Source organism: Streptosporangium amethystogenes, assembly GCF_000721075.1.
Lineage (GTDB): Bacteria > Actinomycetota > Actinomycetes > Streptosporangiales > Streptosporangiaceae > Streptosporangium > Streptosporangium amethystogenes.
Window position 1 is genome coordinate 393,549 of the sequence record NZ_JOEQ01000005.1, and the last position, 14,199, is coordinate 407,747.

Annotated in this window: 13 protein-coding genes; 3 read left to right on the forward strand and 10 right to left on the reverse strand. The window is 70.2% G+C overall.

The window, feature by feature from the left end; all coding sequences use genetic code 11:
• Positions 1–55 precede the first annotated feature (55 nt).
• From IG98_RS0109670 to IG98_RS0109690, 5 genes are all read right to left on the reverse strand, one after another.
• A complete protein-coding gene (locus IG98_RS0109670; RefSeq protein WP_063766183.1) occupies positions 56–439 on the reverse strand; it encodes a histone-like nucleoid-structuring protein Lsr2 in 384 nt (127 codons plus the stop codon).
• Between the two features lie 1,063 nt (positions 440–1,502).
• On the reverse strand, positions 1,503–1,772 hold the full coding sequence (locus tag IG98_RS0109675; protein ID WP_051751927.1) for a hypothetical protein: 270 nt from the start codon (positions 1,770–1,772) through the stop codon (positions 1,503–1,505).
• The gene (locus tag IG98_RS0109680; RefSeq protein WP_030908709.1) at positions 1,765–2,154 is read right to left on the reverse strand and encodes a DUF1622 domain-containing protein; all 390 of its coding nucleotides are present in this window, start codon (positions 2,152–2,154) and stop codon (positions 1,765–1,767) included. The genes IG98_RS0109675 and IG98_RS0109680 overlap by 8 nt, the downstream gene beginning before the upstream one ends.
• A gap of 141 nt (positions 2,155–2,295) precedes the next feature.
• The gene (locus tag IG98_RS0109685) at positions 2,296–3,402 is read right to left on the reverse strand and encodes a DUF5925 domain-containing protein (RefSeq protein WP_030908710.1); all 1,107 of its coding nucleotides are present in this window, start codon (positions 3,400–3,402) and stop codon (positions 2,296–2,298) included.
• A gap of 60 nt (positions 3,403–3,462) precedes the next feature.
• A complete protein-coding gene (locus tag IG98_RS0109690; protein WP_030908711.1) occupies positions 3,463–4,347 on the reverse strand; it encodes a LysR family transcriptional regulator in 885 nt (294 codons plus the stop codon).
• A gap of 69 nt (positions 4,348–4,416) precedes the next feature.
• Here IG98_RS0109690 and IG98_RS0109695 point away from each other — a divergent pair, with 69 nt between their 5' ends.
• Complete coding sequence (locus IG98_RS0109695) at positions 4,417–5,382, forward strand: DMT family transporter (RefSeq protein WP_211263923.1); 966 nt, start codon at positions 4,417–4,419, stop codon at positions 5,380–5,382.
• On the opposite strand, the gene IG98_RS46735 is transcribed toward IG98_RS0109695, so the two are convergent.
• Entirely contained in the window at positions 5,351–6,817 is a 1,467-nt protein-coding gene (locus IG98_RS46735; RefSeq protein WP_051751929.1) for a serine/threonine-protein kinase, read from the reverse strand. The two genes, IG98_RS0109695 and IG98_RS46735, sit on opposite strands and share 32 nt — an antisense overlap.
• 257 nt (positions 6,818–7,074) lie before the next feature.
• Between IG98_RS46735 and IG98_RS0109705 the strand changes: the two genes are divergently transcribed.
• Complete coding sequence (locus tag IG98_RS0109705) at positions 7,075–7,845, forward strand: peptidoglycan recognition protein family protein (RefSeq protein ID WP_030908715.1); 771 nt, start codon at positions 7,075–7,077, stop codon at positions 7,843–7,845.
• On the opposite strand, the gene IG98_RS0109710 is transcribed toward IG98_RS0109705, so the two are convergent.
• From IG98_RS0109710 to IG98_RS0109725, 4 genes are read right to left on the reverse strand one after another with little or no spacing between them, the layout of a single operon-like run.
• Entirely contained in the window at positions 7,838–8,839 is a 1,002-nt protein-coding gene (locus tag IG98_RS0109710; RefSeq protein WP_037969771.1) for an ABC transporter ATP-binding protein, read from the reverse strand. The two genes, IG98_RS0109705 and IG98_RS0109710, sit on opposite strands and share 8 nt — an antisense overlap.
• The gene (locus IG98_RS53225) at positions 8,829–10,748 is read right to left on the reverse strand and encodes a dipeptide/oligopeptide/nickel ABC transporter permease/ATP-binding protein (protein ID WP_051751930.1); all 1,920 of its coding nucleotides are present in this window, start codon (positions 10,746–10,748) and stop codon (positions 8,829–8,831) included. Before IG98_RS53225 ends, IG98_RS0109710 begins: the two co-directional genes overlap by 11 nt.
• Positions 10,741–11,676, reverse strand: coding sequence for an ABC transporter permease (locus tag IG98_RS0109720; RefSeq protein ID WP_084195233.1), 936 nt, complete (start codon positions 11,674–11,676; stop codon positions 10,741–10,743). Before IG98_RS0109720 ends, IG98_RS53225 begins: the two co-directional genes overlap by 8 nt.
• Complete coding sequence (locus IG98_RS0109725; RefSeq protein ID WP_157594254.1) at positions 11,673–13,355, reverse strand: ABC transporter substrate-binding protein; 1,683 nt, start codon at positions 13,353–13,355, stop codon at positions 11,673–11,675. The genes IG98_RS0109720 and IG98_RS0109725 overlap by 4 nt, the downstream gene beginning before the upstream one ends.
• A 111-nt stretch (positions 13,356–13,466) precedes the next feature.
• Between IG98_RS0109725 and IG98_RS46740 the strand changes: the two genes are divergently transcribed.
• Positions 13,467–14,192 (forward strand): TetR family transcriptional regulator, encoded by a 726-nt coding sequence (locus IG98_RS46740; protein ID WP_051751931.1) that lies wholly within the window; start codon positions 13,467–13,469, stop codon positions 14,190–14,192.
• Positions 14,193–14,199 lie beyond the last annotated feature (7 nt).

Sequence of the window (14,199 nt, forward strand, 5' to 3'; positions counted from 1 at the left end):
TACTCCCGGTCGGCTGTGACGCCGCTACCTCCGAGAGGGGCCGGGAGCCTGGCCGCTACTGGCCGGACGTGGTCTGCGGGGTCTTCTTGGTCGCCGCCTTGGCCACGCTGGGGTCACCCGCCGCGAAGGCCTCGGCGACCTTTCCTCCGATGCGCCCGCGCTCACTTACCTCGATTCCGTGGGATTTCGCCCATGCCCGGATCTCGGCGCTCCGCTCGCGGTTGCCGCTGGAACCCTTCGCCCTGCCCTTGCGGCCCAGGGGGGTGCTCGCCTTGCGGGCGGCGGACTGGAAAGGCTTAAGGGCCTCGCGGAGTTTTGTGGCGTTCTTCGTGCTCAGGTCGATCTCGTAGGCGGTCCCGTCCAGGCCGAACGAGACGGTCTCGTCCGCCCGCTTCCCGGTGATGTCATCGGTGAACGTGACGACTTGCTGACGTGCCATTGTGTCACTCCTTAATCTTGGCGCCAGAGTGTGCGGCTGTGAACCCGGCCGACGATGGCTACCGCGTCTCTTCCCCGGTGGTAAAACTCTAGCCCCTCCTTTCGCTGTCGCGCCGGGAAACCCTGTCCGCCGGAGATCCACTTGCTCGGGTTAATTACCCAAGGCTGAACTCCGGCGTCTCCACGTCATTGGGAAATGCTTCCCGCTCACGAGAGATTAAAAACGACGGCGGCGTCGGGATCCCCTTGGTGTCTTGTATACCGAGATCTGTCGGTTGCCCCGGCGGGTTTTCTGGATGGAGGTGTCCGAGCACTTTGGAGTTTCATGACCTCCGGGTGGTTTCCACCCTGGTCGCTACGAAAGAATCGACTTCGGCTGCTTGGGGGTGTTCCAGTCCATCGTTCCACTACCGTTCGTTTCGAGAGTCCGACCGGGTGGGCCGGCCGGCCCGCAGACCGCCGCCTCCCGGTGCCCGGGGCGGCCATCCGTTTCTTTTTCGCTGGTCATGGCGGTTGCCGGGGTGAGGTTGCGGGAGAGGGAACGGGGAGCGAGCGGGGTCGGAGGAGAGAGCGGGGGCGGGGGAGAAGCGCCGTGGGACTCGCTCCGGACGTTCACCGGACAATTCGCACGTGCCAGCTGCCTGTCGCCGAACGTGTTCCGATATTTTCGTAGGGCAAATGACTTCCGTGCGCCCCGGAATACGGGCCGCACGTCCCCGGGTTTGCCGGTACTCGAGATCGGGTGCGTTCGAAGATGTTCGCCGACACGTGGCCGATCACATTGGGGCGCGGTCCCGACACTCTCAGGTGCGGTGAGACGCGGCTCACGGACCGTATGATTCCGGGCGTCTCGTATTGTGGGAGCGGAGGAGCCGCAGGCCCCGTTTGTGTCTTGACCTTCATTGGCCCGTTCCATCGTCGGGGAGGATCGAGAACCGGCGTTCCCTGAATTGTTCGGGTAAGGGCCGAAGGGCGGGTGCGGGATTGCCCGCTCCCTCCGGACGGACGCTCTCGCCCGTCCCGCCGATCTCCCGCACCCGGGACGAGGTCCGCGAAGCCTGACCTCACCCACGGGGAGCGGCCGGGCGCCGCCCGGCCACCCACAGGGAGAGACCGGTTGCGGCGAGTTTGCGGATCACCACCGTGAGCGCCGCCGTGGCGATCGCAGTCCAGGTCTGGGCCTGGGAGAGACGGAGAAGTCCCGCCGCGAGCAGGAAGTCCAGCAGCACCGCCAGCGCACCGCCGGGACCACCGCCGAAGAGCAGCACGACGAGCGCGGCGGCCAGCCCCATGACGACGATCAGAGGAACGACGGCCTGGGCGAGGTCAGCCATCCCCGGTACCGGATGGCTCGCGCCTGCCGGGGGCGTCCACCGTGCGCCCCTCCCGCTCGATCTCCCGGCTCAGGAAGAAGTTCAGCGCGGTACGGATGGTCGCGATCGCCGCGAGCTGCCCGATCTGCGTGAAGCTCGGTGCGATGGCCGTGCGCAGCACGTCGCCGGCCAGCTGGAACTCCAGGCCAAGTGCCAGGAACCGCCCCAGAAACAGCCGTATGGTGACGAACCCATCGTCCTGCCGTCGCACGGCCACCAGGATGAAGCGTACGAACGCCACCGTCGCTCCGACGAAGATGACAGTCGCCCCGGCCGCCTCGACGAGGCGGACCAGCAGATTGACGACCTGCCGGAGGATTTCCTCCGGTAGAAGATCGAGCATGTGCTGCTGTTACCCGGTGACTCCTCGCCTATGCGCCCGAGGCCGCGGGCGCCGGTCACGCCCACGGAGGTGAGGTACGGGCGCCCGGGGTGGGCCCGCGATCGTACGCCACCCGGGCCCGTATCCTCCGCGGGCCGGAGGTCAGAGGTAGAGGCCGGTGTTCTCGGGGACGGCCGTACGGCTGAACGCACCGTCGCGGAGCGCGAAGAGCTCGGCGAGGGTCGCACCGGCGGGCGAGAGCCCCTCGGTGCCGCCGAGCCAGTGGGCGGCCTCGTCGTAGGGGAGAGAACCGATCTCGATCTGGGCGAGGCAGCGGCCCGGACGGATGACGGCCGGGTGGAGACGGGCCAGATCCTCGTTGGTGGTGATGGCCACCAGGACGTCACGGCCCTGGCCGAGGAGCCCGTCGGTCAGGTTGAGCAGGCGTGACAGGCCCTGTCCGGTGGCCTCCTTGGCACCGGATCTGATCAGTTCGTCGCAGTCCTCCAGCACCAGGAGCCGCCACCGCTTGCCGTCGTCGTCGTCAAAGCCGACCGCGACCTCCATGAGGTAGCCGGGGGAGTGGAACAGTTGCTCCGGGTCGAGTACACAGTCGACCTGGCACCACGACCGCCACTCGTGGGCGAGCGTGCGCAGCAGCGTGGTCTTGCCGGTGCCCGGCGGGCCGTGCAGCAGGACCAGCCTGCCGTGTGCGTCGGAGGCGGTGACGGACATCAGCCGCGACAGCCGCTCGCTGACCGACCTGGCGTAGTTGCCGGAGATCTTCGCCCAGGGGGAGACGGTGATCGGCTTCTCCGAGCGGCGGCTGCCGTGGGGGCCCTGCCACCAGAAGCCCATCTCGACGTGGTCGCTCTCGGGGGCGGGCTCCTCGGCGTCCTTGACGATCTCGTCGATCACCGAGCGGGCCAGTTCCTCGGCGACCGCGGTCACGCTGACCGTGGCGGCGCGGTTGCGGTAGCGGACCACGCGCAGCGTCCAGCCCTCCCCGCACAGCAACCGCGAGTCACGCCCGTCCTTCTCCGTCGCGGCCCGAAGGAGCGACCCGGAGGCGGGGGTGAGGGAGGCGTCGGGACGGACCCGTTCCAGCTCCGCGGTGCACGACCACGGCTGGACCCCGGTGGCGAACGGCGACAGCGCGAGGGCGTCGATCACATCCACCGCGGAGTCGGTGTCGTCGAGCCAGATCTTCATCGGCAGCTCCGCCGGGCGGGGCTCCGAGGAGAAGCGGACCTCCTTGAGTACGGACATGGCGGTAATGATCCTCCTGGCGTGTCCGCCGGTCGACGGGTTTTCGCAGGGGGACCGGGCTCAGGGGGTCGCCGGCGGCGCGGGAGCCTCGGGGGCGGTGCGGAGCAGGGCGTCGACCAGGGGGCTCGGCGGGCGGGTCAGCGGGCCGGTGAGGACGAGGGCGCGGGTCAGGGACGGTTTCAGCGGGATCATGATGAGCCCCGGGGTGAGGAGACCGCGGCCGAGGTCGGGAACCGTCGAGACGCCGATGCCCGCGGCGATCATGCCGATGAGCGTGCCGAGCTCGCGCACATGCTGGGCCGGAGCATAGGGGACGCCGGCCAGGGAACACAGGATGCGGGTCTGCGGCTCGCAGCCCCCCTTGGAGACGAGCAGCGGATCCTCCACCAGCTCGGCCATCGTGATGTGTGCCTGGCCGGCCAGGGGGTGGTCGGCGCGGACCACCGCGTGAAAGGCGTCGCGGCCCACCACCACATGGGCGGGAGGGGGAGGCAGCGGATCGACGAGGATCGCGGCGTCGACGACCCCGGTCTCCAGCCAGGGTGACAGCTCGTCGTCGTCGCCCTCGAAGACCTGCACCTCGACACCGGGGAGTTCCGCGCGCCACGTCCGCATGAGCTGGGGGAGCAGCCCGCAGCAGACCGTGGGCGGGGCGGCGACGCGGACAACTCCGGTGTGCTGTCCCAGGTGTGCGGAGGCGGCCTCGTCGATGGCGGCGACCGAGGCGAGCGCCGCCTGGGCGTGCGGCAGGATCGTCGCCCCCAGGGCCGTGGGCCCCGCGCCTCCGTGTCGCAGCACCAGCGGTGCGCCGAGAGCGCGCTCAAGCGCGGCGAGCGCGTGGGAGACCGCCGACTGGGACATGCCCAGCTCCTCGGCGGCCACGCCGAAGCCGCCGTTCGCGATCACGGCGGTGAAGACTCGGAGCTGCGCGACCGTGGCACTCATGAGGACATCTCATCACATTGCCAGAGCAACTCATTGGACACATGATCCAGGTCTGACAAGACTGTTTCGGTGACCCGTGAAGGAACCACCTCAGCATCTCCGCAGGTGCGGGCGGCCGACGCCGCGCCGCCCCCGGCGAGCCGGTCCGTGCTTGCCCAATATCTCGCGCTGGCCCTGACCTGGGGGGCCAGCTTTCTGTTCATCAAGGTCGCTCTCACCGGCCTGTCTCCCGTCCAGACGGTGCTGGGCCGTCTCACACTGGGAGCACTCACCCTCAATGCGATCATGTTGGTCACCCGCCGGAGGTGGCCGAGGCAGGCGAGACTCTGGGCGCACCTGGTGGTGGTCGCACTGCTGCTGTGCGTGGTGCCGTTCCTGCTGTTCGCCTGGGCCGGGCAGCACATCCCCTCGGGACTCTCCAGCATCTACAACGCCACGACGCCGCTGATGACGATGTTCGTGACCCTGGCCGCGCTCCGCCAGGAGCGCCTGGGGGCGGCGGGGGTGCTCGGCCTGCTGCTGGGCGCGGCCGGTGTCGTCGTCGTCCTGGCCCCGTGGAACCTGACCGGGGCCACCGGCCCCGGGTGGGCGCAGGCGGCCTGCCTGGGGGCGACGTTCTGTTACGGCCTGGCCTTCGCCTACACGCGGCGCTTCGTGGTCTCCTACGGCTACGACGCCCCCACGATCGCCGCCGCCCAGATCAGTGTGGCGGCCCTGGTCATGCTCGCGCTGAGCCCGCTGCTGGCAGGCGGTCCGGTACGCCTGGATCTGCCCGTCGTGGCGAGCATGGCCGCCCTGGGCATCCTGGGTACGGGGCTCGCCTACATCTGGAACACCACGGTCATCGTCCGTTGGGGGGCGACGGCCGCCTCGACGGTGACGTACCTGACCCCGCTGGTGGGTGTCGTCCTGGGGGTGCTCGTCCTGGGTGAGGCACTGACATGGAACCAGCCGCTGGGAGCGGTGGTGGTCATCGTCGGCATCATGACCGGCCAGGGCATGTTCAGCTCCTGGTCAGGTCGCCGGTCTCGGTGACCAGGCCGGGTCCGGGGACGTCCTTCCAGGTGTAGGTCAGGGCGTTGCGCTTGCGTCTGAGCCACACGGTGCCGGGGACGCAGCCGGTGCCGGAGCCGAGGGTGAAGGTCAGCTCGTCGGCGCCGACCTCGGTCAGGGTGATCCGTCCCTGGCAGCCGTTGACCGGCTCCGCCCAGTCGGCTCCGCCGTCGCCCTCCCTGAGGGTGACCTCGATCCGCTTCTTGCCGGGGGAGAACGGGTTGGTCGAGGTGACGCCGTCACCCGCCCACGCGCCGGCGAAGGAGGCCGGGACCTTGTCGGCGGGCTCAGGGGTGGACGAGGCCCCTGCCCCTGCCCCTGCCTCGGCCGAGGTGGAGGGAGAGGGGCCGGACGGTGAGGATGACGGTGTCTCCCGGCCGGGGGTGGGGGTGGCGATGTCCCAGGTGACGACCGTCGCAGGGGCGCGCAGGGCGAACCAGGCGGCGGTGCCCGCGGCGATCAGCAGTGACGCCGCGACGAGGATCGCGCCGACGACCACCCCCCGGGAGCCGCGTCCGTTCGGCCGGGTCGCGAGCGCCGATCGCCCCGGATGGGTGCCGACGCCGGGAGGGGTGGCGATCCGGCTGCCGATTCTGGCCAGATCCTCGGTGGACGGATCGGCCGCGCCCGGGTCGACGAGGCCGACCATCAGGGCACGGGCGGTGGGACGCCGGGTGGGGTCCTTGTCCAGACAGGAGGCGATCAGCCCCGCGAGGGGGGAAGGCAGGGCCGACAGGTCGGGGTGGTGGTTGAGGATCCGGTTCAGCACGGCGGGCACGGTGTCCGCCCCGAAAGGGGGCCTGCCGCTCGCCGCGCAGAGCATGGTGGCCGCCCAGCCGAACACGTCGGAGGCGGGTGTGGCGGGAGCCCCGTTGATCTGCTCGGGAGACAGGTACGCCGGGGTGCCGACCAGGCCGGAGGCGGTGGTGGCCGCGCCCTCGGCCCTGGCGATGCCGAAGTCGACGACTCGCGGGCCGTCCGGGCCGAGCAGCACGTTGCCCGGTTTGAAATCGCGGTGCACGACCCCGGCGGCGTGGATGGCCGCCAGCGCGGTCGCCGTACCGATCACCAGACGCTCCAGCTCGCCGCCCCGCAGCGGACCCCGTTCGCGGATCCGCTCCTCCAGCGACGGGCCGTCGACGAACTCGCTGACCACGTACGGAAGGGGGCCGTTCACGGAGGCGGTCAGCACGCGCGCCGTGCAGAAGGGCGCGACGCTCTCCAGCGCGGACAACTCGCGGGCGAGCCGCGCCCGCGACTCGCTGTCGCCGCGGAACAGCACCTTGACCGCCACTCGCTCGCCGCTGGGGGCGTGCGCGAGGTAGACGACGCCCTGACCGCCCTCGCCGATCCTTCCGGCCAGCCGGAAGGCGCCGAGCTGGACCGGGTCGTCAGGGGTGAGGGGGGTCGCGACCATGAGGGTAAGGCTATCCACGCCCACCCGAAATGGGAGGGGGGCAGATGGATGGGGGCTACCGAGAGGAGCGCGGTGGTTTTTCTGGTTTAGGGCACCCGGTTGCGGTTAGGGGGCGGCTGTTTCGCTGCCCGATAACCGTCTGGAGTGTTCCCATGTCACGATGTGATGGAAGATCAGTTGATTAACAGCGGCATACGGTGTCATGTCAACCATTACGCTCCGGTAGGGCAGTATCCCCCAGACAGTGGAGACGTTCCGTGGCCATCGATCTTGTTACTCGCCGCGAGTGGGGCGCTCGCCAGCCGCGCGGTTCCTACAGCAGGCTCAGCTCCACCAGGGGAGTGAAGGTCCACTACACGGGAGGCCAGGTCAGCCCGGACATCGTGAACGACCACGCCAAGTGTGTCGCCATGGTGAAGGCCATCCAGAACCACCACATGGACGGTAACGGCTGGATTGACGTGGGGTACTCCATGCTGGTCTGTCCGCATCGGAAGGTCTTCGAGGGCCGGGGCCCGAATCACGTGCCGGCCGCCAACGGCGCCGGTCTCAACAGCGGTCATTACGCGGTGCTCGGCCTGGTCGGCTCGTCGGGGCTCACCAAGCCGACCGACGGCATCCTGCACGGCATCCTCGACGCCATCGAATACCTCAGGGACAAGGGTGGGGCGGGCAAGGAGATCAAGGGCCATCGCGACGGCTACTCGACCAGCTGCCCCGGCGAGCCCCTGTACACGTGGGTCAAGCAGGGTGCCCCCCGTCCCGGCGGAGGGACCACCAACCCGCCGGAGCCGCACCCCTCCTTCCCCGGCCGCACACTCAAGCAGCCGCCGGTCATGAAGGGTGAGGACGTCCGCACCTGGCAGCGGCGGATGCGCGACCGAGGCTGGAACATCGACGTCGACGGTCTGTACGGCCCCGCCTCCGGCGATGTCTGCACGAAGTTCCAGAAGGAGAAGGGGCTGCCCGTCACCGGCGTCGTCGACCGCGCCACCTGGGACGCGGCCTGGCAGGAACCCGTCAGCTGACCGGCGGCCCCTGTTGCGTGGGGGCCTGCGGATGGTGACAGGCCACCCACTGGTCGGGACCGATCCGCCGCATGAGCGGTTCCTCCGCGGCGCACCTGGGCGCCGCCGCCGGGCAACGGGTCCGGAAGCGGCACCCGCTGGGCGGCGTCACCGGGGACGGGGGCTCCCCGCTGATCAGCCGGTCCGCCGGGGGCAGATCCAGGCCGCTCCGGGGGACGGAGGCGAGCAGCGCCCGTGTGTAGGGGTGGGCGGGCCGCCTGACCAGGGTGTCGCCCGAGGCCAGCTCGCAGGTCTTGCCCAGGTACATCACCAGGACGCGGTCGCTGATGTTCTTGACCACCGCCAGGTCGTGGGCGATGAACACCAGCGTCAGCCCGTAGCGCTTCTTGAGCTCCTCCAGCAGGCTCAGGATCTGGGCCTGCACCGACACGTCCAGCGCGGAGACCGGCTCGTCGCAGATCACCACCTCCGGGTCGAGCACCAGCGCCCGCGCGATGGAGATCCGCTGGCACTGCCCGCCGGAGAACTCGTGCGGGCGCCGGTCCGAGGCGGTGGCCGGGTCCAGGCCCACCGCCTCCAGCATCTCGTCGACCCGATCCTCCCCCGTCCCCCAGACGCGTGGTCCCTCCGCGACGATGTCGCGGACCCGCCGCCGGGGGTTGAGTGACGAGATCGGGTCCTGGAAGATCATTTGAAGTCGCCTGCGGGTCCTGCGCAGCGTCTCGCCGCGCAGGCCGGTGAGTTCCACGCCGTCCAGTCGGATCGAGCCGCCCAGCGGTGCGGGAAGCTGCATCAACGCCCGCGCGGCGGTGGACTTCCCGCAGCCCGATTCGCCCACGATGCCCAGCGTCTCCCCTCTGGCCACGTCGAAGCTCACCCCGGAGACCGCGTGAACGCGGCGGCCGCGGCCGGCGGGGAACTCCACGACCAGGTCCTCGACCCGGAGCAGCACCTCCTCGGGGGCACGGAGATGAGCGCTTCCGCTACCTGCCACGGGTGTCCACCCCTTCGGTGTCGATCTCGCGGTCGATTTCACGCTCCCGGCCCACCAGCTCCGGATACCAGCAGGCGTACAGGTGGCCCGGGGTCTCCGCCTCGGCCAGTGGAGGCGCCTCGGTCCCGCACCGTTCCCGCGCGTACGGGCAGCGAGGGCTGAACGCGCACCCGGAGGGAGGGTTCGCCAGGTCCGGCGGGCGGCCGCCGAGGAGCCGGAGCGGCTGGTGGGCGGGGTCGGCGAGCCGCGGGACGGCCCGCAGCAGCGCCTCGGTGTACGGCATGCGGGTGCGCTCGAACAGCGCCTCCGCGGGCCCGCGCTCGACCACCCTGCCCGCGTACATGACGAGGACCTCGTCGGCCCACTGCGCCACCACGGCCAGGTCGTGGCTGACCAGCACCATGGCCATGTCGTGTTCCTGGCGTTGGCGGTGGATCAGCCGCAGCACCTGGTCCTGGATGGTGACGTCGAGCGCTGTGGTCGGTTCGTCGGCGAACAGCACGTCGGGGCCGCAGGACAGCGCCATCGCGATCGTCACTCGTTGCCGCATGCCGCCGGAGAGCTGGTGCGGGTAGCGGCGCAGCACCCGCGCGGGCTCGGGGATGCCGACCGAGGAGAGCAGTTCGGCGGCTGCGGCGCGCGCCTGCCTCCGTTTCATGCCCAGATGTACCCTGAGCGGTTCCATCACCTGGGTGCCCACGGTCCTGACCGGGTTGAGCGCCGTCATCGGGTCCTGGAAGACCGTAGCCAGCCGGGTGCCGAGCACCCCGCGCAACTCCTTCGGAGGCAGGGTGGTGAGGTCGCGGCCCTCCAGCAGGACCTCTCCGTCGCGCAGCACGCCCGCGCCGGGCAGCAGGCCGAGCACCGAGCGGATCAGCACGGTCTTGCCGGAGCCCGACTCGCCCACCACGGCGAGTGTGCGGCCACGTTCCAGGGTGAAGGAGACGCCGTCGACCGCCCTGACCACACCGCGCCCGGTCACGAAGTGGGTGCGCAGGTCGCGGACCTGGAGCAGCGCGTCCCCTGCCCGCTCCACTACGGTGGTGCGGCTCCCGGCGGCGGGCGCGAGCGCGGGGGCGCGCCGCCCGGGTTCCAGACCGCTCTGCCGTACGTCGGTCAGTGCCCGGAGCCGGTCGCCGACGACGTTGAACGACAGCACGGTCAGGAACATGACGAGCGAGGGGGCGAGCACGACGAACGGGGCGTTGTCCATCACCGCGCGGCCCTCGTTGATCAGCCCTCCCCAGGTCGGGGTGGGCGCCTGGACCGACAGCCCGAGGAAGGCGAGGCTGCCCTCGGCCACCACGGCGATCGCCATGCCGATGAAGGCGTAGGAGGCGGCCGGTACGGCCACGTTGGGGGTGATCTCCCGCAGGAGGATCCGCCGATCCCGCGCGCCCAGGGCACGGGCCGCGATCACGAACTCCCGGCCGGCGAACGACAGGGTGGCGCCGCGGATCAGCCGGGTCCAGGCGGGTACGCCCAGCACGCCCAGCACGATCAGCACGTTGGTCAGGCTCGCCCCGGCGAAGGCGACCACGGCCAGCGCGAACACCAGCGAGGGGAAGGCGAGCGCGATGTCGTTGAAGGCCATGATCACCGAGTCCGTCGCCCGCCCGCGGTATCCGGCCAGGACACCGAGCGGCGCGCCGACCAGCAGGCCGAGCAGCACCGCCCCGACGCCGACGCCGAGCGAGACCCGCGCGCCGTACACGACCCTGCTGAGCACGTCGCGGCCGAGGCCGTCGGTGCCGAACGGGTGCGCGAGGCTCGGCCCGGCCTGGGGCGGCCCCACCAGGGTCTCGTCGTAGCGCGGCAGGGGCAGCAGGTCGGCGGCGAGGGCGGCACCGAGCACCAGGGCGATCCAGGCGGCCGAGATCCAGAACCCCCACCCCAGCCGCCTAGGCATGCCGGATCCTGGGGTCGACGGCCGCGTAGACCAGGTCGACGGCGAAGTTGACCAGCACGTAGCCGACCGAGATCAGCACGACGCCTCCCTGCACTGTCAGGTAGTCGCGGGAGAAGATGGAGTCGACGATGAGCCGTCCGACCCCGGGCAGCCCGAAGAGCGTCTCGATGATCACCGTTCCGCCGATGAGCGCCCCGAGGTTGAGGCCGACGGCGGTGACCAGTGATATCGCGGACGGCCGCAGCGCGTGCCGCCACAGGATGCGCCGGGGCGACAGGCCCCGGGCGCGGGCCAGGGTGATGTAGTCCTCCTGGAGGGTGGCGATGAGATCGGTGCGCAGCAACCGCGCGTAGACGGCCATCTGCCCGCAGCCGAGGGTGACGGCGGGCAGCAGCACCGAGGTCAGGTTCCAGCCCAGGTCGAGGGAGATCGGGGTCCAGCCGGTGGCGGGGAGCACCTGGAGCTTGACGGCGAAGATCAGGATCAGCACCACGCCCAGCACGAACACCGGTGTCGACAGCAGGCCGAAGCTCAGCGTGGTGAGCACCTGGTCCAGCGTCCGCCCCGCCCGGCGGGCCGCCGCGACCCCGACGGGCACGGCGAGGCCGAGCGCGATCAGCTGCGCGGCCACCAGCAGTTCCAGCGTGACGGGCAGCCGCTCGGCGAGAGCCTCGGCGACCGGGACGCTGGTGATGTAGGAGGTTCCCAGATCCCCGGTGACCAGGCCGCCGAGCCAGCCCAGGTACCTGACCGTCAGCGGCTGGTCGAGGCTGAGCTCCGCGCGCAACTGCGCGCGGGCCTCCTCACTCGCCGACAGGCCCAGGATCTGCGTGGTCGGGTCGCCGGGGAGCAGGTTGAGCAGCACGTACGACAGGAAGGTGACGACGAGCAGCACGACCAGCAGGCGGACCAGCCGGAGCAGGATCACGGGTTGCCGACCCAGATCTGCGAGAACGGATGGGAGGGGATGGGCGCCCCGGTCAGCGGCACCCCCGCCTCGCCGTCGGGCAGGAGGTAGTCGCCGACGCCGCGGACCTTGGTCTTCGCGATCACCGCTCCGGTGTTGAGGTGGTCGACGAAGACGTACGGGACGAGTTCGCGCAGCCGCTGCTGGACCGTGGCGTAGGCGTCCTTGCGGATGTCGTCCTGGGGGTTGCTCCGGCCACTGTCGAGGGCCTGGCTGAGCCTGGAATCCTTGAGCCGGCTGAAGTTCAGCGAGATGCTCCCGACGGGCATGGCGTAGTTCTGGTGCATCCAGACGTACTCGCCGTCGGGGTCGGGCATGGAGAACTGTGTCCACACGGTGGCCTGGAAGTCACCGGTCACGGCCCGGTTCACCAGGTCCGCCTGGTCGACCTGCTTGATCCGCACCTCCACTCCCGCCTTGCGCCACATGTCCTGGGCCAGCTCGATGCCCTGCATGGTGTTGGGGTCGGGCGGTGTGATCACCTCGAAGGTGATCTCGCCCTTCTCCGCCTCGACCTCGCGGATCAGGGCCTTCGCCTTGGCCAGGTCGTAGGCGGGGTAGTCGCCGCCGGGGGCGTACCACTTGGAGTCCTTCGACCAGGGGCCGTCGGCCTCCTCGGTCAGCCCGCCGCGCAGTGTGGAGATGACCGCCTTGCGGTCGGTGGCGTAGGCCAGTGCCCGGCGCAGCCGGAGGTCGTCGAAGGGCGGTGCGGCGGTGTTCAGCATGAACATGTACTCGGGGACCGCCATGCCGGTGGTCCGTCTGATCGTGTAGGCGTCCTTGAGCGCGCCGAACTTGGTGATGTCGTCGTCGCGGCTGGTGCCCATCGCGTCGATCCCGCCGGCCTCCAGCGTCTGCGCCCGGGTCTGGCTGTCGGGCAGGATGCGGAACTCGACCTCGTCGAGGTAGGGAAGACCCTTGCGCCAGTAGCCGGGGTTCCTGGTCACGACCATGCGGCTGCCGGGCGTGTACTCCTTGAAGAGGAAGGGCCCGGTTCCCACCGGCTTGCGGCTGGCCGCCTTGGGGTCGGCCAGCGCGGAGGGGGGAACCATCATGCCGATCTGGGTGGCGAGATGGTAGGGATAGGCCACCCACGGGCCCTTCAGCTTCACCTTCACGGTCATCGGGTCGATCAGCTCGAAGGAGTCGACCGGGGTGAGGGCGGTGCTGGTCAGCGGGGACGCCTTCTGCGCGTCCAGGTTGGCCTTGACCGTCCGCCCGTCCAGCGGCTCCCCGGTGGAGAAGGTGATCCCCGGACGCACCTTGATCGTCCACTCGTCGGCGTTGGTGTTGGGGGTCAGCGACCGGGCCAGGACTGGCTGCCAGCCGCCGTCGGCGTCCACGCCGACCAGGGTCTCGATGATCGTTCCGGCCATGCTGTAGCTCGTGGTCGCGAACTGGTCGGTCACCGGGTTGAAGCCCGCCGCGTCGGCACTGAGGCCGTAGACCAGGCGCCCGCCCCGCACCGGAGAGGCACCGGTCGCCGCCGGAGCCTTGTCCGAGGGCGCGGTGGGCCGCTCGCCGCTGCAGGCGGCCAGCACCGGTGTCAGCGCCAGTGTCAGCGAGGCGAGCCACGCCGTGGAAAACGTCAGGCGTTTCACGTGCATCTCCTCCAGGTAGGCCCCCCGAGAGCGATTCACCGATAGTACTATCGGTGAAAAATCGCACAAGTCCCTGAAGGGGGTTGTTTGCACCGGTTGTGAGTGGTAGTTCGCCGGTAGGCTTATCGGTGAACAGGAAGCGAGGCGGCAGTGACGAGCACACCCCTGAGCAGGAGCGAGGCCAAGGATCTGACCAGGCGTCGCCTCATCCGCGCCGCGTTCGCGATCCTCGACGAGGAGGGTGAGGCGGGGCTGACCACCGTCAAGGTCTCAAAAGCGGCGGGAATCGCCCAGTCCAGCTTCTACGTGCACTTCAAAGACAGGCAGGAGTTGCTGCGGGCGCTCGGCGAACAGGCGGGGGAGCGGCTGCGGGGGGCGATGCGCGAGGCGCGGCACAGGGCCCGCGAGGTCCCCGGCGACAAGGAGCGCCACCGCGAGGCCTTCCGGATACCGCTGGAGGCCATCTGCAGGCATCCCGCGCTCTTCCGCCTCGGCCTGCGCGCCCGGCACGACCCCTCGTCGCCGCTCCAGGAGTTCGCCGTCGAGACCGCCGCCGCCTACCGGGCACACCTGGTCGCGGACCTGGCCTCGTTCGGTTTCCCGACCGAGCGGGAGAGCGACAGGCGCCGCCTGGAGATGATCGCCGACGGGATCGGCGCGCTGACCAACGCGATGGCGATCGGCCACATCGACGGGCGCTACCCCGACCTGGAGGAGGCGGTCGACGTGCTGGTCGCCTTCTCGTACGGCTATCTCAGGCTGCTGCGCAAGGATTCTTCGGCATGGTCCGGGAATCCCCCTTCGACTCCCTCCGACGCCCCTCCTGCTGAGGTTTGTCCGGAGCCCGGGGAGAGTTCGAAAAAAGGCAACCTTTAGTATCCGG